The sequence below is a fragment of the Streptomyces sp. NPDC056128 genome (assembly GCF_042263835.1).
Classification (GTDB): Bacteria; Actinomycetota; Actinomycetes; order Streptomycetales; family Streptomycetaceae; genus Streptomyces.
This window is the reverse complement of the sequence record NZ_JBHJVQ010000011.1, coordinates 118,136-143,041: the sequence shown is the minus strand read 5'-3', so window position 1 is coordinate 143,041 and position 24,906 is coordinate 118,136. Positions and strand designations below refer to the sequence as shown.

At 72.2% G+C, this 24,906-nt stretch carries 20 protein-coding genes and 1 tRNA gene; 17 read left to right on the top strand and 4 right to left on the bottom strand.

The window, feature by feature from the left end; translation table 11 throughout:
* Positions 1-75 precede the first annotated feature (75 nt).
* From ACFC1X_RS22195 to ACFC1X_RS22185, 3 genes are all read left to right on the top strand, one after another.
* Positions 76-2,397 (top strand): HelD family protein, encoded by a 2,322-nt coding sequence (locus tag ACFC1X_RS22195; RefSeq protein ID WP_376356155.1) that lies wholly within the window; start codon positions 76-78, stop codon positions 2,395-2,397.
* 419 nt (positions 2,398-2,816) lie between these two features.
* Positions 2,817-4,232 carry an NAD-dependent malic enzyme gene (locus ACFC1X_RS22190; protein ID WP_376356153.1) on the top strand — a complete coding sequence of 472 codons (1,416 nt, stop codon included), beginning with the start codon at positions 2,817-2,819 and terminating at the stop codon, positions 4,230-4,232.
* Positions 4,233-4,584: 352 nt separating this feature from the next.
* Complete coding sequence (locus ACFC1X_RS22185) at positions 4,585-4,866, top strand: HU family DNA-binding protein (protein WP_003990598.1); 282 nt, start codon at positions 4,585-4,587, stop codon at positions 4,864-4,866.
* 185 nt (positions 4,867-5,051) lie between these two features.
* On the opposite strand, the gene murA is transcribed toward ACFC1X_RS22185, so the two are convergent.
* Positions 5,052-6,398: a UDP-N-acetylglucosamine 1-carboxyvinyltransferase gene (gene murA / locus ACFC1X_RS22180; protein ID WP_376356152.1), complete on the bottom strand. Its 1,347-nt coding sequence runs from the start codon at positions 6,396-6,398 to the stop codon at positions 5,052-5,054.
* 234 nt (positions 6,399-6,632) lie between these two features.
* Here murA and ACFC1X_RS22175 point away from each other — a divergent pair, with 234 nt between their 5' ends.
* The 10 genes from ACFC1X_RS22175 (at position 6,633) to ACFC1X_RS22130 (ending at position 18,503) form a co-directional block, all read left to right on the top strand.
* Positions 6,633-7,205 carry a YqgE/AlgH family protein gene (locus ACFC1X_RS22175; RefSeq protein WP_161328407.1) on the top strand — a complete coding sequence of 191 codons (573 nt, stop codon included), beginning with the start codon at positions 6,633-6,635 and terminating at the stop codon, positions 7,203-7,205.
* Between the two features lie 30 nt (positions 7,206-7,235).
* Complete coding sequence (locus ACFC1X_RS22170; protein WP_007450147.1) at positions 7,236-7,520, top strand: DUF3039 domain-containing protein; 285 nt, start codon at positions 7,236-7,238, stop codon at positions 7,518-7,520.
* Between the two features lie 212 nt (positions 7,521-7,732).
* Positions 7,733-9,031, top strand: coding sequence for an extracellular solute-binding protein (locus tag ACFC1X_RS22165; protein WP_376356149.1), 1,299 nt, complete (start codon positions 7,733-7,735; stop codon positions 9,029-9,031).
* A gap of 23 nt (positions 9,032-9,054) precedes the next feature.
* On the top strand, positions 9,055-9,957 hold the full coding sequence (locus ACFC1X_RS22160; RefSeq protein WP_376356148.1) for a carbohydrate ABC transporter permease: 903 nt from the start codon (positions 9,055-9,057) through the stop codon (positions 9,955-9,957).
* Positions 9,954-10,811, top strand: a complete 858-nt coding sequence (locus ACFC1X_RS22155; RefSeq protein WP_352155504.1) for a carbohydrate ABC transporter permease — start codon at positions 9,954-9,956, stop codon at positions 10,809-10,811. The genes ACFC1X_RS22160 and ACFC1X_RS22155 overlap by 4 nt, the downstream gene beginning before the upstream one ends.
* A gap of 1 nt (position 10,812) precedes the next feature.
* Complete coding sequence (locus ACFC1X_RS22150) at positions 10,813-12,426, top strand: beta-N-acetylhexosaminidase (RefSeq protein ID WP_376356146.1); 1,614 nt, start codon at positions 10,813-10,815, stop codon at positions 12,424-12,426.
* A gap of 241 nt (positions 12,427-12,667) precedes the next feature.
* Positions 12,668-13,561 carry an FAD binding domain-containing protein gene (locus ACFC1X_RS22145; protein ID WP_376356144.1) on the top strand — a complete coding sequence of 298 codons (894 nt, stop codon included), beginning with the start codon at positions 12,668-12,670 and terminating at the stop codon, positions 13,559-13,561.
* Positions 13,558-15,372, top strand: a complete 1,815-nt coding sequence (locus ACFC1X_RS22140; protein WP_376356142.1) for a 2Fe-2S iron-sulfur cluster-binding protein — start codon at positions 13,558-13,560, stop codon at positions 15,370-15,372. Before ACFC1X_RS22145 ends, ACFC1X_RS22140 begins: the two co-directional genes overlap by 4 nt.
* Positions 15,369-17,687: a xanthine dehydrogenase family protein molybdopterin-binding subunit gene (locus ACFC1X_RS22135; RefSeq protein WP_376356140.1), complete on the top strand. Its 2,319-nt coding sequence runs from the start codon at positions 15,369-15,371 to the stop codon at positions 17,685-17,687. Before ACFC1X_RS22140 ends, ACFC1X_RS22135 begins: the two co-directional genes overlap by 4 nt.
* Before the next feature lie 162 nt (positions 17,688-17,849).
* Complete coding sequence (locus ACFC1X_RS22130; RefSeq protein ID WP_376356138.1) at positions 17,850-18,503, top strand: SUKH-4 family immunity protein; 654 nt, start codon at positions 17,850-17,852, stop codon at positions 18,501-18,503.
* Here ACFC1X_RS22130 and ACFC1X_RS22125 read toward each other — a convergent pair.
* Positions 18,472-18,572: transfer RNA gene (locus tag ACFC1X_RS22125), tRNA-OTHER, on the bottom strand. The two genes, ACFC1X_RS22130 and ACFC1X_RS22125, sit on opposite strands and share 32 nt — an antisense overlap.
* A gap of 182 nt (positions 18,573-18,754) precedes the next feature.
* On the opposite strand from ACFC1X_RS22125, the gene ACFC1X_RS22120 reads away from it, so the two are divergent.
* From ACFC1X_RS22120 to ACFC1X_RS22110, 3 genes are all read left to right on the top strand, one after another.
* Positions 18,755-20,215, top strand: coding sequence for an MFS transporter (locus ACFC1X_RS22120; RefSeq protein ID WP_376356136.1), 1,461 nt, complete (start codon positions 18,755-18,757; stop codon positions 20,213-20,215).
* Between the two features lie 184 nt (positions 20,216-20,399).
* On the top strand, positions 20,400-22,196 hold the full coding sequence (locus tag ACFC1X_RS22115; RefSeq protein ID WP_376356134.1) for a DEAD/DEAH box helicase: 1,797 nt from the start codon (positions 20,400-20,402) through the stop codon (positions 22,194-22,196).
* A 296-nt stretch (positions 22,197-22,492) separates the two neighbouring features.
* Positions 22,493-23,140, top strand: coding sequence for an IclR family transcriptional regulator (locus tag ACFC1X_RS22110; protein WP_376356132.1), 648 nt, complete (start codon positions 22,493-22,495; stop codon positions 23,138-23,140).
* A gap of 11 nt (positions 23,141-23,151) precedes the next feature.
* Here the strand turns inward: ACFC1X_RS22110 and ACFC1X_RS22105 are convergent, their stop codons facing one another.
* On the bottom strand, positions 23,152-23,397 hold the full coding sequence (locus ACFC1X_RS22105; RefSeq protein ID WP_376356130.1) for a DUF397 domain-containing protein: 246 nt from the start codon (positions 23,395-23,397) through the stop codon (positions 23,152-23,154).
* Positions 23,394-24,245, bottom strand: a complete 852-nt coding sequence (locus ACFC1X_RS22100; RefSeq protein ID WP_376356128.1) for a Scr1 family TA system antitoxin-like transcriptional regulator — start codon at positions 24,243-24,245, stop codon at positions 23,394-23,396. Before ACFC1X_RS22100 ends, ACFC1X_RS22105 begins: the two co-directional genes overlap by 4 nt.
* 157 nt (positions 24,246-24,402) lie before the next feature.
* Here ACFC1X_RS22100 and ACFC1X_RS22095 point away from each other — a divergent pair, with 157 nt between their 5' ends.
* On the top strand, positions 24,403-24,873 hold the full coding sequence (locus ACFC1X_RS22095; protein WP_376356126.1) for an ATP-binding protein: 471 nt from the start codon (positions 24,403-24,405) through the stop codon (positions 24,871-24,873).
* Positions 24,874-24,906 lie beyond the last annotated feature (33 nt).

Here is a 24,906-nt window from a genome sequence, read left to right as displayed (position 1 = left end):
CTCAGGCGTGCCGTGGCTTCCGGGCCCCCCTTCGCGTACCTTTGACGGCTGCCCAGCACGTCAGAAGGGGGCCCGGTGGCCGCACAGGCTCAACAGGATTCAGCGGTCGGCTCGGTGCACGACCCCGTACGGGAGGACTCCGTAGGGGACCGAGAGATCAGCGTGGAACAGGCACACCTCGACCGGGTGTACCGCCGCCTGGAGGAGAAGATCCACGAGGCCGAGTTCCTCATGCACGACGCCGCCCAGCGCGGTCACGTCGGCACGCCCGGCGCGCTGGCCGAGCGCGACGCGCAGGTCTTCCGGGCCGGCATCCACCTCAACCGCCTGAACAACGAGTTCGAGGACTTCCTGTTCGGCCGCATCGACCTGCTCCTCGGCAAGGACGGCAAGAAGGGCCCGGACGGCGCGTACACGGCGGTCGAGCCCGCCGAGGGCGCCCTCGGGGCCGACAACACCGCCGACATCGCCGAGACCCTGCACATCGGCCGCATCGGCGTCCTGGACGAGGAGTACGCGCCGCTGGTCATCGACTGGCGGGCGCCCGCCGCGGCCCCCTTCTACCGGTCCACGCCGGTCGATCCGGGCCGGGTCGTGCGCCGCCGGGTGATCCGCTCCAAGGGGCGGCGCGTCCTCGGCGTCGAGGACGACCTCATGCGGCCCGAGGTCACCGCCCGGCTGGCCGGCGAGGAACTGGCCGTGGTGGGCGACGGCGCCCTGATGGCCGCGCTCGGCCAGGCCCGTACGCACACCATGCGGGACATCGTGGCCTCCATCCAGGCCGAGCAGGACCGCGTGATCCGCGCCCCCGCCGCCTCCGTGACCTATGTCGAGGGCGGCCCCGGCACCGGCAAGACCGCCGTCGCCCTGCACCGCGCGGCGTACCTGCTCTACCAGGACCGGCGCCGGTACGCGGGCGGCATCCTGATCGTCTCGCCGACCCCGCTGCTGGTGGCGTACACCGAGGGCGTGCTGCCCTCCCTCGGCGAGGAGGGCCAGGTCGCGATCCGCGCGATCGGCTCCCTGGCCGACGACGCGGCGGGCGGCGAGGCCACGCTGTACGACTCCCCGGCCACCGCCCGCGTCAAGGGGTCCTCCCGCATGCTCCGGGTGCTGCGCAAGGCCGCGCGCGGCGCGCTGGAGCCGGCCGACTCGCCGACCCTGCTGAGAGTCGTCGCCTTCAACCGCCGCCTCGAACTGGAGGCCGAGGAACTGGCCGGCATCCGCCGCACCGTCCTCGGCGGCACCGCCCCGGTCAACCTGCTGCGCCCCCGCGCCCGCCGGCTGCTCCTGGACGCCCTGTGGGAGAAGTCCGGCGCCGGGACCCGGCACAGCGACCCGGAGCTGGCCGCCGAGCTGCGTTCCTCCTTCGACGAGGACGTCAGCTCCGAGGACTCCTTCACCGGCTTCCTGGACGCCTGGTGGCCGGAGCTGACCCCGGGCGCCGTGCTGGCGGCCATGGCGGACGAGCGGCGCCTCGGCCGCTGGGCCCGGCGCGTCCTGAACCCGGGCGAGGTCCGCAAGGTGGCCCGTTCGCTGCGGCGCGAGGGCCGCTCCGTGCACGACGTCGCCCTGCTCGACGAACTCCAGGCGATCGTCGGCACCCCGGCCCGCCCCCGCAAGCGCCGCGAGGCTGACCCGCTGGACCAGCTGACCGGCCTGGACGAGCTGATGCCGCAGCGCGAGGAGACCCAGTGGGAGCGCGCCGAGCGGCTGGCGCAGGAACGCACCGAGTACGCGCACGTCATCGTGGACGAGGCGCAGGACCTCACCCCGATGCAGTGGCGGATGGTGGGCCGCCGCGGCCGGCACGCCACCTGGACCGTCGTGGGCGATCCGGCCCAGTCCTCCTGGTCCGACCCCGACGAGGCGGCCCAGGCCCGCGACGAGGCCCTGGGCTCCCGTCCGCGCCGCCGCTTCGAGCTGACGGTGAACTACCGCAACCCGGCGGAGATCGCCGAACTGGCGTCCCGGGTGCTCGCCCTCGCCATGCCGGGCGCCACCTCGCCGTCGGCCGTGCGTTCGACCGGCGTGGAGCCGCGCTTCGTCGTCGCGGAGGACTCCCTGTTCGACGCCGTCCGCGCGGAGGCGGCCCGGCTGCTCGGCCTCGTGGACGGCACCGTCGGCGTCGTGGTCGCCATGAACCGGCGCGAGGAGGCCCGGCGCCGGCTGGCCGGGCTCGGCGACCGGGTGGTGGCGCTCGGCAGCCTGGAGGCGAAGGGGCTCGAGTACGACGCCACGGTCGTCGTCTCCCCGGCCGAGATCGCCGACGAGTCGCCCGCCGGGCTGCGGGTCCTGTACGTCGCCCTGACCCGGGCCACCCAGCAGCTCACGGTGGTCTCGTGCGAGCGGGACGAGCCCGACGCCCGAGGGGTGCCTGACCTGCTCCGCGACTGAGGCGGACGTGCGAGAGGCCCGCGCCGTGGACGGCGCGGGCCTCTCGTCTCTTCGTTTAGGTGGCACCGACCCGCCATGCTCGCCTCGCGGCAAGTGGTCGCTCGTAGCGACGAAGGTTGGGCCCGGGGGCTTGGATCGAGCCGGTGCCACGTCCAAGGTAACAAACGATCCCCGCAAGGCAATTCCCGTCCCGCGGGTTCCTTCGCGGGCCGCTCCGACGGCCGGTCCGCGGCTTCCGGCGACCTCTTTCCCCGACGGGTTTCCTCGACGAGCAACTTCTCGTATGGTGGAAGTCGTTTTCCGAAAGAGGCCCGCGAACACAAAGTTCGCAATCCGGGGCGGCTACCGCGTACTCAGTGGTAGGTGCGACGATCGGACGGCACAACCCAGTTACACGGTGAAAGCAGAGGAAGTCGGCCATGGCAACGGCGCCCAGCGTCTCCTACTCGATGACGGTCCGGCTGGAGGTGCCCGCGGGCGGAACCGCCGTCTCGCAGCTCACCACCGCGGTGGAGTCCGCCGGAGGCTCCGTCACCGGCCTCGACGTCACGGCCTCCGGCCACGACAAGCTCCGCATCGACGTCACCATCGCGGCGGGCTCGACCTCGCACGCCGACGAGATCGTGGAGCAGCTGCGCGGCATCGACGGCGTCAGCCTGGGCAAGGTCTCGGACCGTACCTTCCTGATGCACCTCGGCGGCAAGATCGAGATGGCGTCGAAGCACCCCATCCGCAACCGTGACGACCTCTCCATGGTCTACACGCCGGGCGTGGCCCGCGTCTGCATGGCGATCGCCGAGAACCCCGAGGACGCCCGCCGCCTGACCATCAAGCGCAACTCGGTTGCGGTCGTGACGGACGGCTCCGCCGTGCTGGGCCTGGGCAACATCGGCCCGAAGGCCGCACTGCCGGTGATGGAGGGCAAGGCGGCCCTGTTCAAGCGGTTCGCCGGCATCGACGCCTGGCCGCTCTGCCTGGACACCCAGGACACCGACGCGATCGTCGAGATCGTCAAGGCCATCGCCCCGGGCTTCGCGGGCATCAACCTGGAGGACATCTCGGCGCCCCGCTGCTTCGAGATCGAGGCCCGGCTGCGCGAGGCCCTGGACATCCCCGTCTTCCACGACGACCAGCACGGCACCGCCATCGTCGTCCTCGCCGCCCTGACCAACGCCCTGCGCGTGGTGGACAAGCCGATCGAGAACGTACGGGTCGTCATGTCCGGCGCCGGCGCCGCCGGTACGGCCATCCTCAAGCTGCTGCTCGCGGCCGGTGTGAAGAACGCCGTCGTCGCCGACATCCACGGCGTCGTGCACGCCGGGCGCGCCGACCTGGTCGACGCCGCGCCCGAGTCGGCTCTGCGCTGGATCGCCGACAACACCAACCCCGAGGGCCTCACCGGCACCCTCAAGGAGGCCGTGCACGGCGCGGACGTCTTCATCGGCGTGTCGGCCCCCAACGTCCTGGACGGCGACGACGTGGCCGCCATGGCGGACGGCGCGATCGTCTTCGCGCTCGCGAACCCGGACCCCGAGGTGGACCCGGCCATCGCCCGCCAGACCGCGGCGGTCGTCGCCACCGGGCGCTCGGACTTCCCGAACCAGATCAACAACGTGCTGGTCTTCCCGGGCGTGTTCCGCGGTCTCCTGGACGCCCAGTCGCGCACGGTCAACACCGAGATGATGCTGGCCGCCGCGCACGCCCTCGCGGACGTCGTCACCGAGGACGAGATCAACCCGAACTACATCATTCCGAGCGTCTTCAACGACAAGGTCGCCGGTGCCGTCGCGGGCGCCGTGCGCGAGGCGGCGAAGTCCGCCGGAGTGGTGGCGTAGGTTCCCCGGGCGGGGGCAGGCGGCCTGTGGCGTGGTGGTGAGGATCACCACCACGGGCGGCTCCACCGGCGCGTCGCGCGGCGGCGCGCCTCGGACAGCCCTCTAGTGTGGCGCAAGGCTCAGGCCCTCTCATCGTGTGACTCCCAAGGGTGTTCTCACGACTCCTGGGGGTGCCGGATTGGCTTTACCGCCGCAGGTGGAGGCAGGATGCCTCCCTGGGCGCGAGGGTCTGACGACCGACCCGGGTCCGGGGAGTGTCCGAGGCCCCTGGCAGCATCGGCATCGCTGTGCCCAACATGCGGCTCCGCCGCGTGGCACGCCTCAACGGCAAGAAGAACACGGGAGTAACAACATGAACCGCAGTGAGCTGGTGGCCGCGCTGGCCGACCGCGCCGAGGTGACCCGCAAGGACGCCGACGCCGTGCTGGCCGCGTTCGCCGACGTCGTCGGCGACATCGTCTCCAAGGGCGACGAGAAGGTCACGATCCCCGGCTTCCTGACCTTCGAGCGCACCCACCGTGCCGCTCGCACCGCCCGCAACCCGCAGACCGGCGAGCCGATCCAGATCCCGGCCGGCTACAGCGTCAAGGTCTCCGCGGGCAGCAAGCTCAAGGAAGCCGCCAAGGGCAAGTAAGCGCTCCGCTTGGAGTGCCGGGTAACTGCGCGGACCGTCCGCGTGGCCTGCGGGCCGTGGGCGGGTGCGGCGACGCCGTGGCTTGTCGCGCAGTTCCCCGCGCCCCTGACGGGGCGCACAGGCAACGCCGATGGGGCGGTCACTCGGACTCCGGGTGACCGCCCCATCGGCGTTGCTTGCGCTGTCTAGCCGAGTGCCTTGCCCGGCAGTTCCACCTTCGCGCCCAGCTCCACGAGCTTCTCCATGAAGTTCTCGTAGCCGCGGTTGATCAGGTCGATGCCGTGGACCCGGGAGGTGCCCTGGGCCGCGAGGGCGGCGATCAGGTACGAGAAGCCGCCGCGGAGGTCGGGGATGACCAGGTCGGCGCCCTCCAGCTTGGTCGGTCCGGAGACGACGGCCGAGTGGAGGAAGTTGCGCTGGCCGAAGCGGCAGTCGGAGCCGCCCAGGCACTCGCGGTAGAGCTGGATGTGGGCACCCATCTGGTTGAGCGCAGAGGTGAAGCCCAGCCGGGACTCGTAGACCGTCTCGTGGACGATGGACAGGCCCGTCGCCTGCGTCAGCGCGACCACCAGGGGCTGCTGCCAGTCCGTCTGGAAGCCGGGGTGCACGTCCGTCTCCAGGGCGATGGATTTCAGCCGGCCGCCCGGGTGCCAGAAGCGGATGCCCTCGTCCTCGATCTCGAAGGCGCCGCCCACCTTCCGGAAGGTGTTGAGGAACGTCATCATCGACCGCTGCTGGGCGCCGCGGACGTAGACGTCGCCCTCGGTCGCCAGCGCCGCCGACGCCCAGGACGCGGCCTCCAGGCGGTCCGACAGGGCGCGGTGGGTGTAGCCGCCCAGCTCGTCCACGCCGGTGACGCGGATCGTGCGGTCGGTGTCCATCGCGATGATCGCGCCCATTTTCTGCAGGACGCAGATCAGGTCCTCGATCTCCGGCTCGACCGCCGCGTTGGACAGCTCCGTGACGCCCTCGGCCAGCACGGCCGTGAGCAGCACCTGCTCGGTCGCGCCGACGGACGGGTACGGCAGGGTGATCTTCGTGCCGCGCAGCCGCTGCGGGGCCTCCAGGTACTGGCCGTCCGCCCGCTTCTCGATCTTCGCGCCGAACTGGCGCAGCACCTCGAAGTGGAAGTCGATGGGCCGGCCGCCGATGTCGCAGCCGCCCAGGCCCGGGATGAAGGCGTGGCCGAGGCGGTGCAGCAGCGGGCCGCAGAACAGGATCGGGATGCGCGACGAACCCGCGTGGGCATCGATGTCGGCGACGTTCGCGCTCTCCACGTGGGAGGGGTCCATCACCAGCTCGCCGGGCTCGTCGCCCGGACGGACCGTCACCCCGTGCAGTTGCAGCAGTCCGCGTACGACCCGCACGTCGCGGATGTCCGGCACGTTGCGCAGCCGGCTCGGCGCACTGCCCAGCAGGGCGGCCACCATGGCCTTCGGCACGAGGTTCTTCGCACCGCGGACCCGGATCTCGCCCTCCAGCGGGGTTCCGCCGTGGACAAGCAGTACGTCATCAGCGCCGTTGACGGTCATGAATCTCGCGTTCCGTGGGTTCGGGCAGGGGCCAGAAGGGAAAGGGTAATCGCCTTGTACCCCCCTTCTGTAAGCCTGTGCATGGTCGGGCTACGTCATGGATTCGTCACAACACGCCGCGTTCCCCGGCGCGTACGGGGGGTCACGGCCGTGGGGCGTGCGCGGGGTGCGTGTTCACCCCCGTGCCCCCGATTGCCTCCCCACGGGAGGGGAACATGCGGGATCATGTCAGGCATGACCGAGGTGTCCTCGCTCACGGGGCGGCTGCTCGTGGCAACGCCCGCCCTGGCGGACCCGAACTTCGAGCGTGCGGTGGTGCTCCTTCTCGACCACGACGAGGAGGGCTCTCTCGGTGTCGTCCTCAACCGTCCCACACCGGTCGACGTGGGCGACATCCTGGAGGACTGGGCGGACCTGGCCGGCGAACCGGGCGTGGTCTTCCAGGGCGGCCCGGTGTCGCTCGACTCGGCCCTCGGGGTCGCCGTCGTCCCGGGCGGGGCGTCCGGCGAGCGCGCGCCGCTGGGCTGGCGCCGGGTGCACGGCGCGATCGGCCTGGTCGACCTGGAGGCGCCGCCGGAACTGCTGGCGCCCGCCGTGGGCGCCCTGCGCATCTTCGCGGGGTACGCCGGCTGGGGGCCGGGCCAGCTGGAGGACGAGCTGGCGGAGGGCGCCTGGTACGTGGTCGAGTCCGAACCCGGCGACATCTCCTCCCCCTTCCCCGAGCGGCTCTGGCGCGAGGTCCTGCGCCGCCAGCGGGGCGACCTGGCGATGGTGGCCACGTATCCGGACGACCCGTCGCTCAACTGAAGCGTGTGAGCTTCAGTACCCTTGGCGTTTATGAGCACTCTCGAGCCCGAGCGCGGGACTGGTACGGGGACCCTCGTTGAGCCGACGCCGCAGACGTCCCACGGCGACGGCGACCACGAGCGCTTCGCCCATTACGTCCAGAAGGACAAGATCATGGCGAGCGCCCTCGACGGCACCCCCGTCGTGGCGCTGTGCGGCAAGGTCTGGGTGCCGGGCCGTGACCCGAAGAAGTACCCGGTCTGCCCCATGTGCAAGGAGATCTACGAGTCCATGAACGGCGGCGGGGACGAGGGCAAGGGCGGCGACAAGAAGTAGCGGTCCCGCCCGCAGAGACTGCCCCGAAGGCCCCCGGAGTGTGCCCGCGCGCACTCCGGGGGCCTTCGTGCGTTCCGGGTGCGGTGCCCCCGCGTCACTAACTGGTTCAGACCTCTTGTGGACATGTTCATGTACTCCCTACCCTCCTGACTGTTGTGCAGAGCGAAACCGTCATTGCATATGTTGCAACGCACGTCCGGAGGAAACACTCCATGAAGCTCGCCCCACGCCTGGCCCTCCTGCTCGCCGCCGCCGTCGTCTCCGCGACCGCCTGCGCCCCCCAGACGTCCGACAACTCCTCCTCCGGCAAGGACGAGAAGAGCGGCACGCTACGGGTCTGGCTCTTCCAGGAGGTCAACACCAAGCCGAAGGAGAAGGTCGTCGACGCGGTCCTCGCCGACTTCGAGAAGGCGCACGCGGACACCGACGTCACCGTCGAGTACATCCCCGTCGAGACGCGCGCCCAGCGCATCAAGGCCGCGTTCAACGACCCGAAGAGCGCCCCGGACGTCATCGAGTTCGGCAACACCGACACCGCCGGCTACGTGAAGGACGGCGGACTCGCCGACGTGACCGATGAGTTCGGGGACTGGGACGAGGCCAAGGACACCGACCCCACCGCCCGCCAGTCGGTCACCGTCGACGGCAAGGTCTACGGCGCCCCCTACTTCGTCGGCGTCCGCGCCCTGTACTACCGGACCGACGTCTTCGAGAAGCTGAACCTCGACGTCCCCCGGACACTGGCGGAGGTGGCGTCCACCGCGAAGCAGGTCAGGGCGGCCGAACCCGACCTGTACGGCCTCGCGGTCGGCGGCGCCTACACCTACGGCGCGATGCCGTTCATCTGGGCCAACGGCGGCGAACTCGCCACCGGCAAGGGCGGCTCGTACGCCTCGGCGATCGACAGCGCCGCCGCCCGCAAGGGCATCGAGGCGTACACGTCCCTGTTCGGCGACGACAACTGCCCGGCCGCCAAGTGCGCGGGCATGGGCGGCAACGACACCGTCACCGCCTTCGCCTCGGGCAAGGCGGCCATGGCGATCGGCGGCGACTTCAGCCACCAGGCCGTGGAGGCCGGCAAGGTGAAGGGCAAGTACGCGGTCGTGCCGCTGCCCGGCGTCGAGCCCGGCTCCATAGCCCCGGCCTTCGCGGGCGGCAACAACATCGGCGTCCTCAAGAGCACCTCGCACCGCACCCTCGCCGTCGACCTGATGAAGCGGCTCGCGTCGAAGAAGGCGCAGGCCGACCTGTTCGACGCGATGGGCTTCCTGCCGACCTTCACGGACGTGCGGCAGCAGGTGGCGAAGGAGGAGCCCTTCGTGAAGCCGTTCGTCGACACGCTGGCCGCCGGTACGAAGTTCGTTCCGGCCTCGCCGGCCTGGGCGACGATCGACTCCTCGCAGGTGCTGCCGACGATGTTCCAGGAGGTCGTGAGCGGCAAGAAGGACGTGGGCGCTGCCGCGGGGGATGCCGCGAAGAAGATGGACGCGGCGTTTGGCTCCGCCGGGTGACTCGGGTGCGGGTGCGTCGTGGCTTGTCGCGCAGTTCCCCGCGCCCCTTCGGGGGCGCGGCCAGTACGCCCTGGATCTATCTCGCGCCTGCTCTTGTCGTCCTTGGTGGGTTGCTCGTCTATCCCGTCTATCAGCTTGGGCTGATCTCCTTTCTGGAGTACACGCAGGCTCAGGTGTCCGGTGGGGAGGCGACCACCTTCCGGGGGTTCGGGAACTACGCGGAGCTGTTCGGGGACGGGGAGTTCTGGCGGGTCCTGCTCGCCACCGTCGTGTTCGCCGCCGCCTGCGTCGTGTCCACGCTCGCCGTGGGGTGTGCGCTGGCCGTGCTGCTCACCCGGGTGCGGGCCGTGCCGCGGCTCGTGCTGATGCTGGCCGCCCTCGGCGCGTGGGCGACCCCGGCGGTGACCGGGTCGACGGTGTGGCTGCTGCTCTTCGACCCGGACTTCGGGCCGGTCAACCGGATGCTGGGGCTCGGCGACCACTCCTGGACGTACGGGCGCTACAGCGCCTTCCTGCTCGTCCTGCTCGAAGTGGTCTGGTGCTCCTTCCCGTTCGTCATGGTGACCGTCTACGCCGGGATCCGTTCCGTGCCCGCGGAGGTGCTGGAGGCGGCCGCGCTGGACGGCGCCTCGCAGTGGCGGATCTGGCGCTCGGTGCTGGCGCCGATGCTCCGGCCGATCCTGGTGGTCGTCACCATCCAGTCGGTCATCTGGGACTTCAAGGTCTTCACCCAGATCTACGTCATGACGAACGGCGGCGGCATCGCCGGCCAGAACCTCGTCCTCAACGTCTACGCCTACCAGAAGGCGTTCGCGTCCTCGCAGTACAGCCTCGGCTCGGCGATCGGCGTCGTGATGCTGCTGATCCTGCTCGCCGTGACGCTGGTCTACCTGCGGCTGCTGCGCCGCCAGGGGGAGGAACTGTGAATCTTCCACTGCGTCTTCCACGCGCGCGTGTGCGTCGTCCGTGGCGGCTGGCGGCCGAGGCATCGGCGCTGCTGATCGCGGTCGTGGTGGCCTTCCCGCTGTACTGGATGGTGCTGAGCGCCTTCAAACCGGCCGGTGAGATCGAGTCGACCGAGCCGCGGCCGTGGACCCTGACGCCCACGCTGGATTCCTTCCGGCGGGTCTTCGGACAGCAGGAATTCGGCCGTTACTTTCTCAACAGCCTGCTCGTGGCGGGCACCGTCGTGGTCGCCTCGGCGCTGATCGCGTTCCTCGCGGCGACGGCGGTGACGCGATTCCGGTTCCGTTTCCGGACCACCCTGCTGATCATGTTCCTGGTGGCCCAGATGGTGCCCGTGGAGGCCCTCACGATCCCGCTGTTCTTCCTCATGCGGGACGCCGGCCAGCTGAACACCCTGGGGTCGCTGATCCTGCCCCACATCGCCTTCTCGCTGCCCTTCGCGATCTGGATGCTGCGGGGCTTTGTGAAAGCCGTGCCGGAGGCCCTGGAGGAGGCCGCCTACATGGACGGGGCGAGCCGGTCGCGATTCCTCTGGCAGATCCTTTTCCCGCTGGTCTTCCCGGGGCTGGTGGCGACCAGCGTCTTCTCCTTCATCTCGACCTGGAACGACTTCCTGTTCGCCAAGTCGTTCATCATCAGCGACACCTCGCAGTCGACGCTGCCGATGGCGCTGCTGGTCTTCTACAAGCCGGACGATCCCGACTGGGGCGGCGTGATGGCCGCGTCCACGGTGATGACGATTCCGGTGCTGGTCTTCTTCGTACTCGTGCAACGACGACTCGTCTCCGGCCTCGGCGGAGCGGTAAAGGACTGACGTGACGGACGTGATTCCCCAGCCCGTGCAAGTGACGTCCGGCGAGGGCGGCTTCTTCACCCTCGGCCCCGACACGAAGGTGGTGGCGGACGAGGGCACCGGGTCCACCGAACGATGGCTGCGCGCCACGCTGGGCGCGGCCACCGGCCTGCCGCTGGCCCCCGGCACGGGGGACGACGGCGTCATTAGCCTGTCCCTCGACGCCGGACTGCCGGACGAGGGCTACCGCCTCGACGTGGCGCCGACCGGCGTGCGGCTGACCGGCGGCGGCCCCGCCGGCCTCTTCTGGGGCGCCCAGACGCTGCGGCAGCTGCTCGGCCCGGACGCCTTCCGGCGCGCGCCGCTGCCCGACCGCCGGTGGCGGCTGCCGTCGGCCCGTATCGAGGACGCGCCCCGCTTCCGCTGGCGCGGACTGATGCTGGACGTCGCCCGGCACTTCATGCCGAAGGACGGCGTCCTGCGCTACCTGGACCTGATGGCCGCCCACAAACTCAACGTCCTGCACTTCCACCTGACGGACGACCAGGGCTGGCGCGTCGAGATCAGGCGGCACCCGAAGCTCACCGAGACCGGCTCCTGGCGGGCGCGCACCAAATACGGCCACCGTGCCTCGCCGTTGTGGGAGGACAAACCCCACGGCGGCTACTACACCCAGGAGGACATCCGGGAGATCGTCGCCTACGCCGCCGAACGGCACATCACCGTCGTCCCCGAAATCGACGTACCGGGACACTCGCAGGCCGCCATCGCCGCGTATCCGGAACTCGGCAACACCGATGTGATCGACACCACCGCCCTCTCCGTCTGGGACACCTGGGGCGTCTCCCCGAACGTACTCGCCCCCACCGAGAACACACTGCGCTTCTACGAGGGCGTGTTCGAGGAACTCCTGGAGCTTTTCCCCTCGGAGTTCATCCACATCGGCGGCGACGAATGCCCCAAGGAGCAGTGGCGGCGCTCGGCCACCGCGCAGGCCCGCATCGAGGAACTCGCCCTCGCCAACGAGGACGAACTCCAGGCCTGGTTCATCCAGCACTTCGACACCTGGCTGAGCGAACGCGGACGCCGGCTCATCGGCTGGGACGAGATCCTGGAGGGCGGACTCGCCAAGGGCGCGGCCGTGGCCTCCTGGCGCGGGTACGCGGGCGGGATCGCCGCCGCACGCGCGGGACACGACGTGGTGATGTGCCCCGAACAGCAGGTGTACCTGGACCACCGGCAGCACGCCGGTGCGGACGAGCCGGTGCCGATCGGCTTCGTGCGCACCCTGGAGGACGTCTACCGGTTCGAGCCGGTTCCGGCGGAACTGACACCGGGCGAGTCCGGACATGTGATCGGCACCCAGGCGAACGTGTGGACCGAGGTGATGGAGAACCAGGCACGCGTCGACTACCAGACCTTCCCGAGGCTGGCCGCGTTCGCCGAGGTGTCCTGGAGCACCCTGCCCGACCCGGCCGACCGGGACTTCGACGCCTTCGAGGAGCGGATGGCCGCCCACTACCGGCGACTTGACGCCCTGGGCGTCGGCTACCGGCCCCCCGGCGGTCCGCTGCCCTGGCAGCGGCGGCCCGGCGTGCTCGGCCGGCCGCTCGACGGGCCACCGCCGAACAAGTAAGGAGAAAGCCCCTGAACGTCACCTGAGAGTGGCAACTCGCACGCATCGCGCGTAGTTCCGATCGCCGGAGATCCCCAGGTAAACCAGCCGTCTTGTGGACGAGTCGGGCGAATGCCTCCTAGCGGACCCCTGCGTTCGGGCCCTGCAAAGATGTGCCAGAGTTGCCACGTCCGCCCTGTCAGGTCGTACCGTACGGCCACATGGGCGGGACCAGGTGGGACAGCGGGAAGGGGCAGTCGGTTTGACCACGCACGCACCGCAGGCGGCGCAGGCCGTCACGCTGCCCACGACTCTGGACGAGGCCGTGGCGGCGCTGGCCGCCATGCCCGCCGCCGTGCCCGTCGCGGGCGGCACCGACCTGATGGCCGCGGTCAACTCCGGCCAGCTCAGGCCCGCCGCGCTGGTGGGCCTCGGCCGGATCAGCGAGATCCGCGGCTGGCAGTACCAGGACGGCCACGCGCTGCTCGGCGCGGGCCTCACGCACGCCCGCATGGGCCGCCCCGACTTCGCCGCGCTCATCCCGGCGCTCGCCGCCGCCGCGCGGGCGGCCGGACCGCCGCAGATCCGCAACGCCGGCACCCTGGGCGGGAACATCGCCTCGGCCGCCCCCACCGGGGACGCGCTGCCGGTGCTGGCCGCCCTGGAGGCGACACTGATCATCGCGGGCCCGGACGGCGCCCGCCGGGAGATGCCGGTCTCGCACCTGCTGGCCGGCATGGAGATGCTCCGCGCGGGCGAGCTGATCGGCTACGTGCGCATGCCGCTGCTGCACGCGCCGCAGGTCTTCCTGAAGGCGACCGGCCGCACCGGTCCGGGCCGCGCGACGGCCTCCGTCGCGCTGGTCCTCGACCCCGCCCGGCGCGGGGTGCGCTGTGCCGTGGGCGCCATCGCGCCGATGCCGCTGCGGCCCCTGGAGGCCGAGCAGTGGGTGGCCTCGCTCATCGACTGGGACAACGGCCGCGCGATCGTCCCGGAGGCGCTGCACGGCTTCGGCGAGTACGTCGCCGCCGCCTGCATCCCCGACCCGGCCCCCGCCGAGGACGGCTCCGTGGCGCAGCTCCCGCCCGCCGTACTGCACCTGCGGCGCACCGTCGCCGCGCTGGCCCGACGAGCACTGGGGAGGGCGCTGTCGTGACCGACGACCAGCACGGCGACCGGTACGACGACCGGCACGACGACCGGCACGGAGAGGGCACGCCCCCGAGCGGCGGCCGCTGGGACCCGCTGCCCCAGGGCGACTACGACGACGGCGCCACCGCCTTCGTGAAGCTCCCCGAGGGCGGCGTGGACGCGCTCCTCGCCTCCTCCGACAGTCCGCTCGCCGCACCCGGACACGGCTACGTGCCGCCGCAGATCACGGTCGCGCCCGCCACCGGCACCGACCCGGCCGCCACCGGCTCCTGGACCATGCCGTCCGCCCCCGTGGACGGCACCCAGTGGCAGTTGCCGGACACCGGACAGGAACACGCCGCTCAGCAGGGCTACGCCGACTACCCGCCGCCGCACGACCCCTACGGCGGGGCCGCGCCCTACGACGCGAACGCCGGGCAGGGCGACGGCGAACGGTTCACCTACCGGCCAGGCGCCACCGGCCAGTGGGACTTCTCCGAGGCCGCGCCCCCCGAGGACGCGGAGCCGGGGTCCGGCCAGGACGTGACCGGACAGTGGTCCATCCCCGTCGCCGGCGGCGACCTTCCGGACGAGTCGGGCGAGTTCACCACGTCGTCCCTGGCCGAGCAGTGGGGCACCGGCGCTCCGGCCACCCTGCCGGGCGGCGCCCCCGCGCCCTGGGCGACCCAGCCCGCCGGGCAGCCGTGGGGCGACGACACGGCGGAGGGCGGACCCGGCACCGGCGAGACGCAGACGTCCAGTACGTCGCGCCCGCCCCAGCACCCGGCCGATCCGTACGCCCAGGCACCCGCCGAACCCGCCGTGGAGGCCGACTCCGTGGCACCGGCGGCCGAGGCCACGGCGACCGGCGGTCCCCGTGGTGCCGAGGAGGCCCCTGAGGGCCCCGCTGGGCGCCCGGCGGGGGCCGCGGAGGACGTGACCGCGGAATCCGTGCCGGAGGCCGCGGAGGAGCCCGTGACGGGCCCGGCCGCCGCGGCCGGCGACCGGACCGGACCGGCCGACGGAGCGGACCAGGCCGAAGGAGCCGACCCGGCCGAGCGAGCCGACCCGGCCGAGGCCGGGAGCGACACGCCCGCCGACGTACACACCGACGTACAGGCCGCCCCGCCCGCGGCCGACGAACGCGCCCCGGCCGCCGCGCACGACGAGCACCCCCTCGCCTCGTACGTGCTGCGGGTCAACGGCGCCGACCGGCCCGTCACCGACGCCTGGATCGGCGAGTCGCTGCTCTACGTGCTGCGGGAGCGGCTCGGCCTCGCGGGCGCCAAGGACGGCTGCTCGCAGGGCGAGTGCGGCGCCTGCAACGTGCAGGTCGACGGACGTCTCGTCGCCTCCTGCCTGGTCCCGTCCGTGACCGCGGCCGGAAGCGAGGTCCGCACGGTCGAGGGCCTGGCCGCCGACGGACAGCCGTCGGACGTGCAGCGGGCGCTCGCCCGGCGGGGCGCGGTGCAGTGCGGCTTCTGCGTGCCCGGCATGGCGATGACCGTGCACAACCTCCTGGAGGGCAACCCGGCGCCGACCGACCTGGAGGCCCGCCAGGCCCTGTGCGGCAACCTGTGCCGCTGCTCCGGGTACCGCGGTGTCCTGGAGGCGGTCCAGGAGGTCGTCGCCGAGCGCGAGGCACACGCCGGCGCCGACGCGCACACCGCCGCGGACGGCGACGCGCCCCGCATCCCGCACCAGGCAGGACCGGGCGCGGGCGGCGTCAACGCGTCGGCCTTCGAGCCCCAGCCACCGCCCGGCGCACCGGACCCGGCAGCGGGACCCCACGACCGGCCCTTCGGTGACCACGGCCAGGACGGAGGCCACGCGTGAGCAACGACGCCGCGACTGCGGAGGCCGCGGGACCCGCCGAGGCGGCGCCCCCCGTCGCCGAGCCCATCCCGCACGGCCTCGGCGCGTCCCTGCCGCCCGCCGACGCCCGCGCCAAGACGGAGGGCACCTTCCCGTACGCCGCCGACCTGTGGGCCGAGGGCCTGCTGTGGGCGGCCGTACTGCGCTCACCGCACCCGCACGCGCGCATCGTGTCCATCGACACCACCCACGCGCGGGAGATGCCCGGCGTCCGCGCGGTCGTCACCCACGAGGACGTACCCGGCACCGCGCTGCACGGACGCGGCCGGGCCGACCGCCCGGTCTTCGCCTCCGAGGTCGTACGCCACCACGGCGAGCCCATCGCCGCCGTCGCCGCCGACCACCCCGACACCGCGCGGATGGCCGCCGCCGCCGTCATCGTCGAGTACGAGGTGCTCGACCCGGTGATCGACCCCGAGCAGGCCTTCGAGGCCGAGCCGCTGCACCCCGACGGCAACCTGATCCGGCACATCCCGCTGCGCCACGGCGACCCGGACGCGGCCGGCGAGATCGTCGTCGAGGGCCTCTACCGCATCGGCCGCCAGGACCCGGCGCCGATAGGGGCCGAGGCGGGCCTGGCCGTACCGCGCCCGGACGGCGGCGTGGAGCTGTACCTGGCCTCCACCGACCCGCACGGCGACCGGGACGCGGCCGCCGAGTGCTACGGCCTGACGCCCGAACAGGTGAAGATCGTCGTCACCGGGGTGCCCGGCGCCACCGCCGACCGCGAGGATCAGGGCTTCCAACTGCCCCTCGGCCTGCTCGCGCTGAAGACCGGCTGCCCGGTGAAACTCACCGCCACGCGCGAGGAGTCCTTCCTCGGCCACGCCCACCGGCACCCCACCCTCCTGCGCTACCGCCACCACGCCGACGCCGAGGGCCGGGTGGTGAAGGTCGAGGCGCAGATCCTGCTCGACGCGGGCGCCTACGCCGACACCTCGTCGGACGCCCTGGCCGCCGCGGTCGCCTTCGCCTGCGGACCGTACGTCGTCCCGAACGCCTTCATCGAGGGCTGGGCCGTACGCACCAACAACCCGCCCTCCGGCCATGTGCGCGGCGAGGGCGCCATGCAGGTCTGCGCCGCCTACGAGGCGCAGATGGACAAGGTCGCCAAGAAGCTCGGCCTCGACCCGGCCGAGGTGCGGCTGCGCAACGTACTGGCCACCGGGGACGTGCTCCCCACCGGCCAGTCCGTCACCTGCCCCGCCCCGGTCGCCGAACTCCTCCAGGCGGTCCGCGACTTCCCGCTGCCCGCACTGCCCAAGGACACGCCCGAGGACGAGTGGCTGCTGCCCGGCGGTCCCGAGGGCGCGGGCGAACCGGGCGCGGTGCGCCGGGGCGTGGGCTACGGCATCGGCATGGTGCACATGCTCGGCGCCGAGGGCGCGGACGAGGTCTCCACCGCCACCGTGAAGGTCCAGGACGGCGTGGCGACGGTGCTGTGCGCGGCGGTCGAGACCGGCCAGGGCTTCACCACGCTCGCCCGGCAGATCGTGCAGGACACCCTCGGCGTCGACGACGTGCAGGTGGCGCCGGTCGACACCGACCAGCCCCCGGCCGGCGCGGGCTGCCGCGGCCGCCACACCTGGGTGTCGGGCGGTGCGGTGGAACGGGCGGCCAAGATGGTCCGCACCCAGCTCCTCCAGCCCCTGGCGCACCAGTTCGGGATGTCGACCGAGCTGCTCCAGATCGCCGACGGCAAGATCACCTCGTACGACGGCGTGCTGTCGACCACGGTCGCCGAGGCGCTGGACGGCAAGGAACTGTGGGCCACCGCCCAGTGCCGCCCGCACCCGACCGAACCGCTGGACGAGACCGGCCAGGGCGACGCCTTCGTCGGCATGTCCTTCTGCGCGATCCGCGCGGTGGTCGACGTCGACATCGAGATCGGCTCGGTACGGGTGGTGGAGCTGGCCGTCGCGCAGGACGTGGGGCGGGTGCTCAACCCGGCCCAGCTGACCGCCCGGATCGAGGCGGGCGTCACGCAGGGCGTCGGCATCGCGCTCACGGAGAACCTCCGCACCCCGCGCGGCCTGATCCGCCACCCCGACCTGACCGGCTACGCCCTGCCGACCGCGCTGGACACCCCGGACATCCGGATCGTGAAGCTCGTCGAGGAACGCGACGTGGTCGCCCCCTTCGGCGCGAAGGCGGTCAGCGCGGTGCCGGTGGTGGCCTCCCCGGCGGCCGTCGCCTCCGCCGTACGGGCGGCCACGGGCCGCCCGGTGAACCGGCTCCCGATCCGGCCCCAGGCCGCGGTGGTCACGGCGAACTGACGTCCCCCGCCCGGGAGGCAACGCGCGCGGCACGGGACGCGTCCTACGTAACGGGACGGACGGGTCCCGTGCGACGGGGCGTTGTCAGTGGCAGGCCCTAGGCTGCGAAGCGGTGGGGACGACTGCCGCTCCCACCACGCTCGAGCACACCCGGGGGAGACGATGCAGGCGGTCACGGAAGACACGACGGACACGACTCAGCCACCACCGCGCCTGCCGTCCCTCCCGTCCCTGCTGACCCTCGCCCGTCTCACCACGGCCTCGGCCCGGGAGCCCTCCCGCTGCCCGGTGCCGCCGGGGCGCGAGACGCCGCTGTTCTGGACGTCGGCGGCGCTGATCGGCTGTCTGCTCCTGTCGGCGGGCCGGCGCACGACGTCCGGCCTCGCCCTGGATCTGCCCTACCGGCTGCTGACCCGTGAGTTCGGCCCCGGCCGGGTGGCCCGCTTCGAGGACGTCGACTTCCCCCCGTCCCTCACCCACGAGCCCACCCGCCGCTTCCTGCGCGAGACGGGCCTGCCGGAGGACACCTTCCCGCTCCTGGCGGACACCGACGGAATGGCGCTGCCGACCCTCGCGGAGTACTACGGCACGGAGTTCGCGGACGGTCCGCCCGCCCACCTCGTCCGGCTGGGCCGACTGCCCGACGGCACCGACGTGGTGCTCGACGGCGCGACGGGCGAGGTCGCGTCCTGGCACCCGGCCGACGGCGCGGACCCGCGCCCCCTGACCCCGGACGTCTCCACCCTCGTCTTCAGCCTGTGGCTGCTGCACCGCGCGGCAGCGATGGAGGCCGTGGCGGGATTCGAACCCGCGTAACTCCCCGCGAGCGGAGCTCGCTGATGGACACAGCGCAGGCGAGCCCCTGAACCACTCGGGCACACGGCCGTGTCCTTCACTCGTGACCGACCGTAGGGCGGCCCGGGCGGGTGCTCAAGGAATCCGGCGGGGCCGCAACACGACTGCCATACCGCGTTCATGAACGGGGCGGGGTCGTACGACCAAGGTCCCGGTCCGGTACCGCCTCACGACAGGGGTCAAGCGGTGCTGTGGCCCTTACCCTGGCGACCATGACCGTCCCTGAGCCCCGCGACACCGATGTCGCCGTCCCCGCCGCGACCGCCGGCGCCCCCTCCGTTCCCTCCGTCCCCGACGAGACCGTGCTGAGCCGCGCCTACCGGGCGCTGAGTATCGGCATCGTCTCCGTCATCGTGCTGATCGCCTTCGAGGCGACGGCGGTCGGTACGGCGATGCCGGTGGCGGCGCGGGAGCTGGACGGGGTGTCGCTGTACGCGTTCGCGTTCTCGGGGTACTTCACGACGAGTCTGTTCGGGATGGTGCTCTCCGGTCAGTGGTCGGACCGGCGGGGCCCGCTGGCGTCGCTGACCTGTGGCATCGCCGCCTTCGCGGTGGGGCTCGTGCTGTCCGGGACGGCCGGCGCGATGTGGCTGTTCATCCTCGGGCGGGCCGTGCAGGGGCTCGGCGGTGGCCTGGTGATCGTCGCCCTGTACGTCGTCGTCGGACGGGCCTACCCGGAGCGGCTGCGGCCCGCGATCATGGCGGCGTTCGCGGCGGGCTGGGTCGTCCCGTCGATCGTCGGCCCGCTCGCCTCCGGCGCGGTGACCGAGCACCTCGGCTGGCGCTGGGTGTTCGTCGGCATCCCGGTGCTGGTCGTCTTCCCGCTGGCGCTCGCGCTGCCGCAGATACGCGCCCGCGCCTCCGGTGCCGTCGGCGGTGGCAACGCGCCCGCCTCCTTCGACGGCCGTCGCATCCGGCTCGCCCTCGCCATCTCGCTGGGCGCGGGCCTGCTCCAGTACGCCGCCCAGGACCTGCGCTGGGTCTCGCTGCTGCCCGGCGCGGTGGGCGTGGCGCTGCTCGTCCCGGCCGTCCTCGGTCTGCTGCCGCGCGGCACCTACCGGGCGGTGCGGGGCCTGCCCTCCGTGGTGCTGCTGCGCGGGATCGCCGCCGGTTCGTTCATCGCCGCCGAGTCCTTCGTGCCGCTGATGCTGGTCACCCAGCGCGGCCTCAGCCCCACGCTGGCCGGCCTGTCCCTCGCGGCGGGTGGCGCGACCTGGGCCGCGGGGTCCTGGCTGCAGTCCCGGCCGCGCCTGGAACCCCACCGCGAGCGCCTGATGGCCCTCGGCATGGTCCTGGTGGCGGCGGCCATCACCACGGCACCCAGCGTGCTGATCGACGCCGTACCCGCCTGGACGGTGGCCGTCGCCTGGGGCTTCGGCTGCTTCGGGATGGGCCTGGTGATCTCCTCCACCAGCGTGCTCCTGCTCAAGCTCTCCGCCCCCGAGGAGGCCGGCAGCAACTCCGCCGCCCTCCAGATCTCCGACGGCCTCTCCAACGTCGTCCTGCTGTCGGTCGGCGGAGCCGCGTTCGCCGCCCTCGGCGGCGGCACGGTCAGCCACGCGGCCACGCAGGCGACCGGCTCCCATCCGGTGGCCTTCGCGGCGGTGTTCCTGCCGATGGCGGGCGTGGCGCTGGTGGGGGCGTGGGTGGCGACACGGCTGCGCGCGCGGTGAGCCGGGTGCGGCGGTGGGTGAGCCGGGCGCGGCGCGTGGGTGCGCCGGGGTGGTTGTGACGTCCGTCCCACCCGGGGGTGACCCGCCCCGGTGCGCGCGTCGATCGTGCCGGGGCGCCGGTAGGGTGGCCCGGTTGTCATACGTGGCCGAGCCGCTCCACCCCCTTCGGACCCCTTCGGAGACCGTGACTACCACCGCCAGCTCCAGCACCTCGCACCACCTGTCCCCGGCCTTCCCCGGCCGTGCCCCCTGGGGCACCGCCAGCAAGCTGCGGGCCTGGCAGGAGGGGGCGATGGAGAAGTACCTCCAGGAACAGCCCCGGGACTTCCTGGCGGTCGCCACCCCCGGCGCCGGAAAGACCACGTTCGCGCTGACGCTGGCGTCCTGGCTGCTGCACCATCACGTCGTGCAGCAGGTGACCGTGGTCGCGCCGACCGAGCACCTGAAGAAGCAGTGGGCGGAGGCCGCGGCCCGGATAGGCATCAAGCTCGACCCCGAGTACAGCGCCGGTCCGCTCAGCCGCGAGTACCACGGCATCGCCATCACGTACGCGGGCGTCGGCGTCCGCCCGATGCTGCACCGCAACCGCTCCGAGCAGCGCAAGACGCTCGTCATCCTCGACGAGATCCACCACGCCGGTGACTCCAAGTCCTGGGGCGAGGCCTGCCTGGAGGCGTTCGAGCCCGCCACCCGGCGCCTCGCGCTCACCGGCACGCCCTTCCGGTCGGACACCAACCCGATCCCCTTCGTCCAGTACGAGGAGGGCAACGACGGCATCCGCCGCTCCGCCGCCGACTACACCTACGGGTACGGCTCCGCGCTCGCCGACGGCGTCGTGCGCCCCGTCATCTTCATGAGCTACAGCGGCAACATGCGCTGGCGCACGAAGGCGGGCGACGAGATCGCGGCGCGGCTCGGCGAGCCGATGACCAAGGACGCCGTCAGCCAGGCCTGGCGCACCGCGCTCGATCCGCGCGGCGAGTGGATGCCCGCCGTACTCCGCGCCGCCGACCAGCGGCTCACCGAGGTCAGGAAGGCCATCCCCGACGCGGGCGCGCTCGTCATCGCCGCCGACCAGGACTCCGCCCGCGCCTACGCCAAGCTGATCCGCGAGATCACCGGCGACAAGGCCACCGTCGTGCTCTCCGACGACGTCGGCGCGTCCAAGAACATCGACACCTTCAGCCAGGACAACTCCCGCTGGATGGTCGCCGTCCGCATGGTGTCCGAGGGCGTCGACGTGCCGCGCCTGGCGGTGGGCGTCTACGCCACCACGATCTCGACCCCCCTCTTCTTCGCCCAGGCCGTGGGCCGCTTCGTCCGCTCCAGGCGCCGCGGCGAGACGGCCTCCGTCTTCCTCCCCACCGTGCCCGACCTGCTCACGTTCGCGAACGAGATGGAGCGCGAGCGCGACCACGTCCTCGACAAGCCCAAGAAGGACGGCGAGGAGGACCCGTACGCCGAGTCCGAGAAGGAGATGGACGAGGCGAACCGGGAGCAGGACGAGGACACCGGCGAGCAGGAGCAGTTCTCCTTCGAGGCACTGGAGTCCGAGGCCACCTTCGACCGGGTCATGTACAACGGCGCCGAGTTCGGCATGCAGGCCCACCCCGGGAGCGAGGAGGAGCAGGACTACCTCGGCATCCCGGGGCTCCTCGAACCCGACCAGGTCCAGCTCCTCCTCCAGAAGCGCCAGGCCCGCCAGATCGCGCACAGCCGCAAGAAGCCCGACGAAGAGGCCGACCTGCTCGAACTGCCCGCCGAGCGGCGGCCGGTGGTCTCTCACAAGGAGCTGATGGAGCTGCGCAAGCAGCTCAACACGATGGTCGGCGCCTACGTCCACCAGAGCGGCAAGCCGCACGGCGTGATCCACACCGAGCTGCGCCGCGTGTGCGGCGGCCCGCCCAGCGCCGAGGCCACCGGCGGACAGCTGCGCCAGCGCATCGCCAAGGTGCAGGAGTGGGCGACGCGCATGAAGTGACGCCGCCCCCCTCGGAGGCGTGTGCGGTACGTACCGGGACAAACACCGACAGTGGATAACGGTTGCCGCCCGGATTCTGGACGGAGCCTTCCGCTCAGCGGACCTGGTCGTTACTGTCCCGCTACGCACACGCCCCGTGGCAGCGCCGCCGCGGAGCGCAGCCGTGAAGCGACGGGGCCCGGGTAAGAGGCCGGACCGTCAGCCGATCGGCGGCCTCTGAAGCGCGTCACTGACGGGACTCTGTGACGCATCCGACGCGAGGGGGCCGCCGACCTCACCACTAAGGAGTGGGCGTCGTGACCGCGGAGACCTCTCAGACGCTCGACCGGGGACTGCGGGTCCTCAAGCTGCTGGCCGACACGGACCACGGGCTGACCGTCACCGAGCTGTCCCACAAGCTGGGCGTGAACCGGACGGTCGTCTACCGGTTGCTCGCCACGCTGGAACAGCACGCCCTGGTACGCCGTGACCTCGGCGGCCGCGCCCGGGTCGGACTCGGAGTACTGGGCCTGGGCCGCCAGGTGCACCCCCTCGTCCGCGAGGCCGCCATGCCGGCCCTGCGCTCGCTGGCCGAGGACATCGGAGCGACGGCCCACCTGACCCTGGTGGACGGAGCGGAGGCCCTGGCCGTGGCCGTCGTGGAACCCACCTGGACCGACTACCACGTCGCCTACCGCGCGGGCTTCCGCCACCCCCTGGAACGCGGCGCCGCCGGCAAGGCCATCCTCTCCGCCCGCCAGCCGAGCGAGGCCGCGGACGGCCCCGGCTACACCCTGACCCACGGCGAACTGGAGGCCGGCGCCTGCGGGGCGGCCGCGCCGCTGCTCGGAGTGACGGGCGTGGAGGGCAGCGTGGGCGTGGTCATGCTCTCCGACGTGGTCCCAGAACGAGTGGGCGACCGCGTGATGCATGCGGCCCGCGAGGTGGCGGAGGCCCTGCGCTGACGTGCCTTGCCTCAGCCGTGTGAGGCGTAGGCGACGAAGTCGCGCCAGGCGGCGGGGGAGAGGGCGAGCTGGGGGCCGCGCCGGTCCTTGGAATCACGGACGTGGACTGTGGCGGGGCGAGTGGCGACCTCGACGCAGTCACCGTCTCCGCTGCTGCTGTAGCTGCTCTTGAACCAGGCGGCGGCCACTTCCACGCAGTCTCCGTCTCCACCGCTGCTGTAGCTGCTCTTGAACCAGGCCAGCTCAGTGCTGCTCATCGGGCTCCTCGCATCTCCTGCAACAGGCCCAGGGAGTCTTCGAGGGAGAGAGCCTGTGAACGCATCCTGGCATACCTCATCTGGAGGACGCTCACTTCCTTCGGGTCGGAGACGAACAGGCCCCCGCGCTGCCCCTCGTTGTAGGCGAACCAGCGAGCCTCGGGCGTCTCCAGCAGTTGCATGGGACCAGCCAGGCCGGCGTGAGCCGTCCGCACCAAGGGCATCACCTGTACTTCGACGTTGCGCAGACCCGCCAGCTCCATTACGTGGTCGATCACTTGCCGTGTCACGTCCGCCCCGCCCGTACGGCGCAGGAACAGATGCTCCTCGACGATGAAGCTGAACGCAGTGTTCGGCCGCTCCCACAGCAACTTCTGCCGTTCGGCCCGCGCCACCCATCGCGCCTCGATCTGTTCGTCACTCAGCGGAGGCAACTGGTTTTCGAACAGCGTGCGCGCGTAGCCCTCCGTCTGCAGCAGACCCGGGACGAGCCGGCATTCATACGTACTGAGGCTGACGGCCGCGGCCTCCAACCTGGCCCACTGCCGGAACCAGCTCGCGAGCCCCGGCTGTCGCGACAGATGCCGCACAGCCCCGCTGAGGATGCCCGCCGCGTCCAGCACGTCCTCGGCCCGCCGGACGTACTCAAGGGTGGGGAACCGCCGCCCCTGCTCGACGGACGCCACGGTCTGCACGGAGTACCGAACCCGTTCGGCCAGCTCCTCCTGCGTCATTCCGGCCCGCTTCCGGAACCCCTGGACGACGGCCCCGAACGTCCTGAGACTGTCGGACACGTCGGGCTCACCGCCCCCGCCGACCACGCCCGCATCCACCGCACCGTCCGCCATGGCGGCCACCTTCCGCACGCTCTCCCCGCCGCACACTCCGAAGGCGCCCAGAGTTACAGCCCGTCACCGACACTGTCCACTCCTCGTACTCGTACGCTGACGGAGCGTACGAGTAGCTGACCTGGCGGACCGCCCGGCCGAACGTCACGGTGACCCCATGACGCCACTCCCGCCCCACCAACTCCCACTCACCGTACGTATGTTCACTCAGCGCTTCAGCTCCACCCCGCTCGGCGCCCGCCTCGCCCGGCACCTCACGGCCACCCAGCTCCATGCGTGGGGCATCCCGTACCGGACCGCCCTCTCCGACACCGCCACACTGATCGTCGCGGAGCTGGCGGCCAACGCGGTGACCCACGGCCGCGTCCCGGGCCGGGACTTCGAACTGCGCCTCACGCACGTCCCGCACGTCCACCTCCACATCGAGGTCTCCGACACCCGAGCGGAACGCAGGCCGCCCGCACGCGGGGAGGCGGCGAGCCCGAAGCCGCTGGACGACACCGGCCGAGGCCTGCTCCTGGTCGACGCACTCGCCGACCGCTGGGAAGTCGTCGACCGCGTCTCACGGGGCGTCTCCCTGCCCGGCAAGACGGTCCGGGCCGAACTGGACATCCGGCCGGCCGGCTGAACTCGGCCCACCTTCCACTCGAACACTCGCGCC

Coding starts and splice junctions, on each gene's coding strand:
- ACFC1X_RS22120 (WP_376356136.1), top strand. CDS start 18,755: ATGACCGTCCCTGAGCCCCGCGACACCGATGTCGCCGTCCCCGCCGCG.
- ACFC1X_RS22100 (WP_376356128.1), bottom strand. CDS start 24,245: ATGGCGGACGGTGCGGTGGATGCGGGCGTGGTCGGCGGGGGCGGTGAG.
- ACFC1X_RS22185 (WP_003990598.1), top strand. CDS start 4,585: ATGAACCGCAGTGAGCTGGTGGCCGCGCTGGCCGACCGCGCCGAGGTG.
- ACFC1X_RS22170 (WP_007450147.1), top strand. CDS start 7,236: ATGAGCACTCTCGAGCCCGAGCGCGGGACTGGTACGGGGACCCTCGTT.
- ACFC1X_RS22175 (WP_161328407.1), top strand. CDS start 6,633: ATGACCGAGGTGTCCTCGCTCACGGGGCGGCTGCTCGTGGCAACGCCC.
- murA (WP_376356152.1), bottom strand. CDS start 6,398: ATGACCGTCAACGGCGCTGATGACGTACTGCTTGTCCACGGCGGAACC.
- ACFC1X_RS22190 (WP_376356153.1), top strand. CDS start 2,817: ATGGCAACGGCGCCCAGCGTCTCCTACTCGATGACGGTCCGGCTGGAG.
- ACFC1X_RS22095 (WP_376356126.1), top strand. CDS start 24,403: ATGACGCCACTCCCGCCCCACCAACTCCCACTCACCGTACGTATGTTC.
- ACFC1X_RS22105 (WP_376356130.1), bottom strand. CDS start 23,397: ATGAGCAGCACTGAGCTGGCCTGGTTCAAGAGCAGCTACAGCAGCGGT.
- ACFC1X_RS22130 (WP_376356138.1), top strand. CDS start 17,850: ATGCAGGCGGTCACGGAAGACACGACGGACACGACTCAGCCACCACCG.
- ACFC1X_RS22165 (WP_376356149.1), top strand. CDS start 7,733: ATGAAGCTCGCCCCACGCCTGGCCCTCCTGCTCGCCGCCGCCGTCGTC.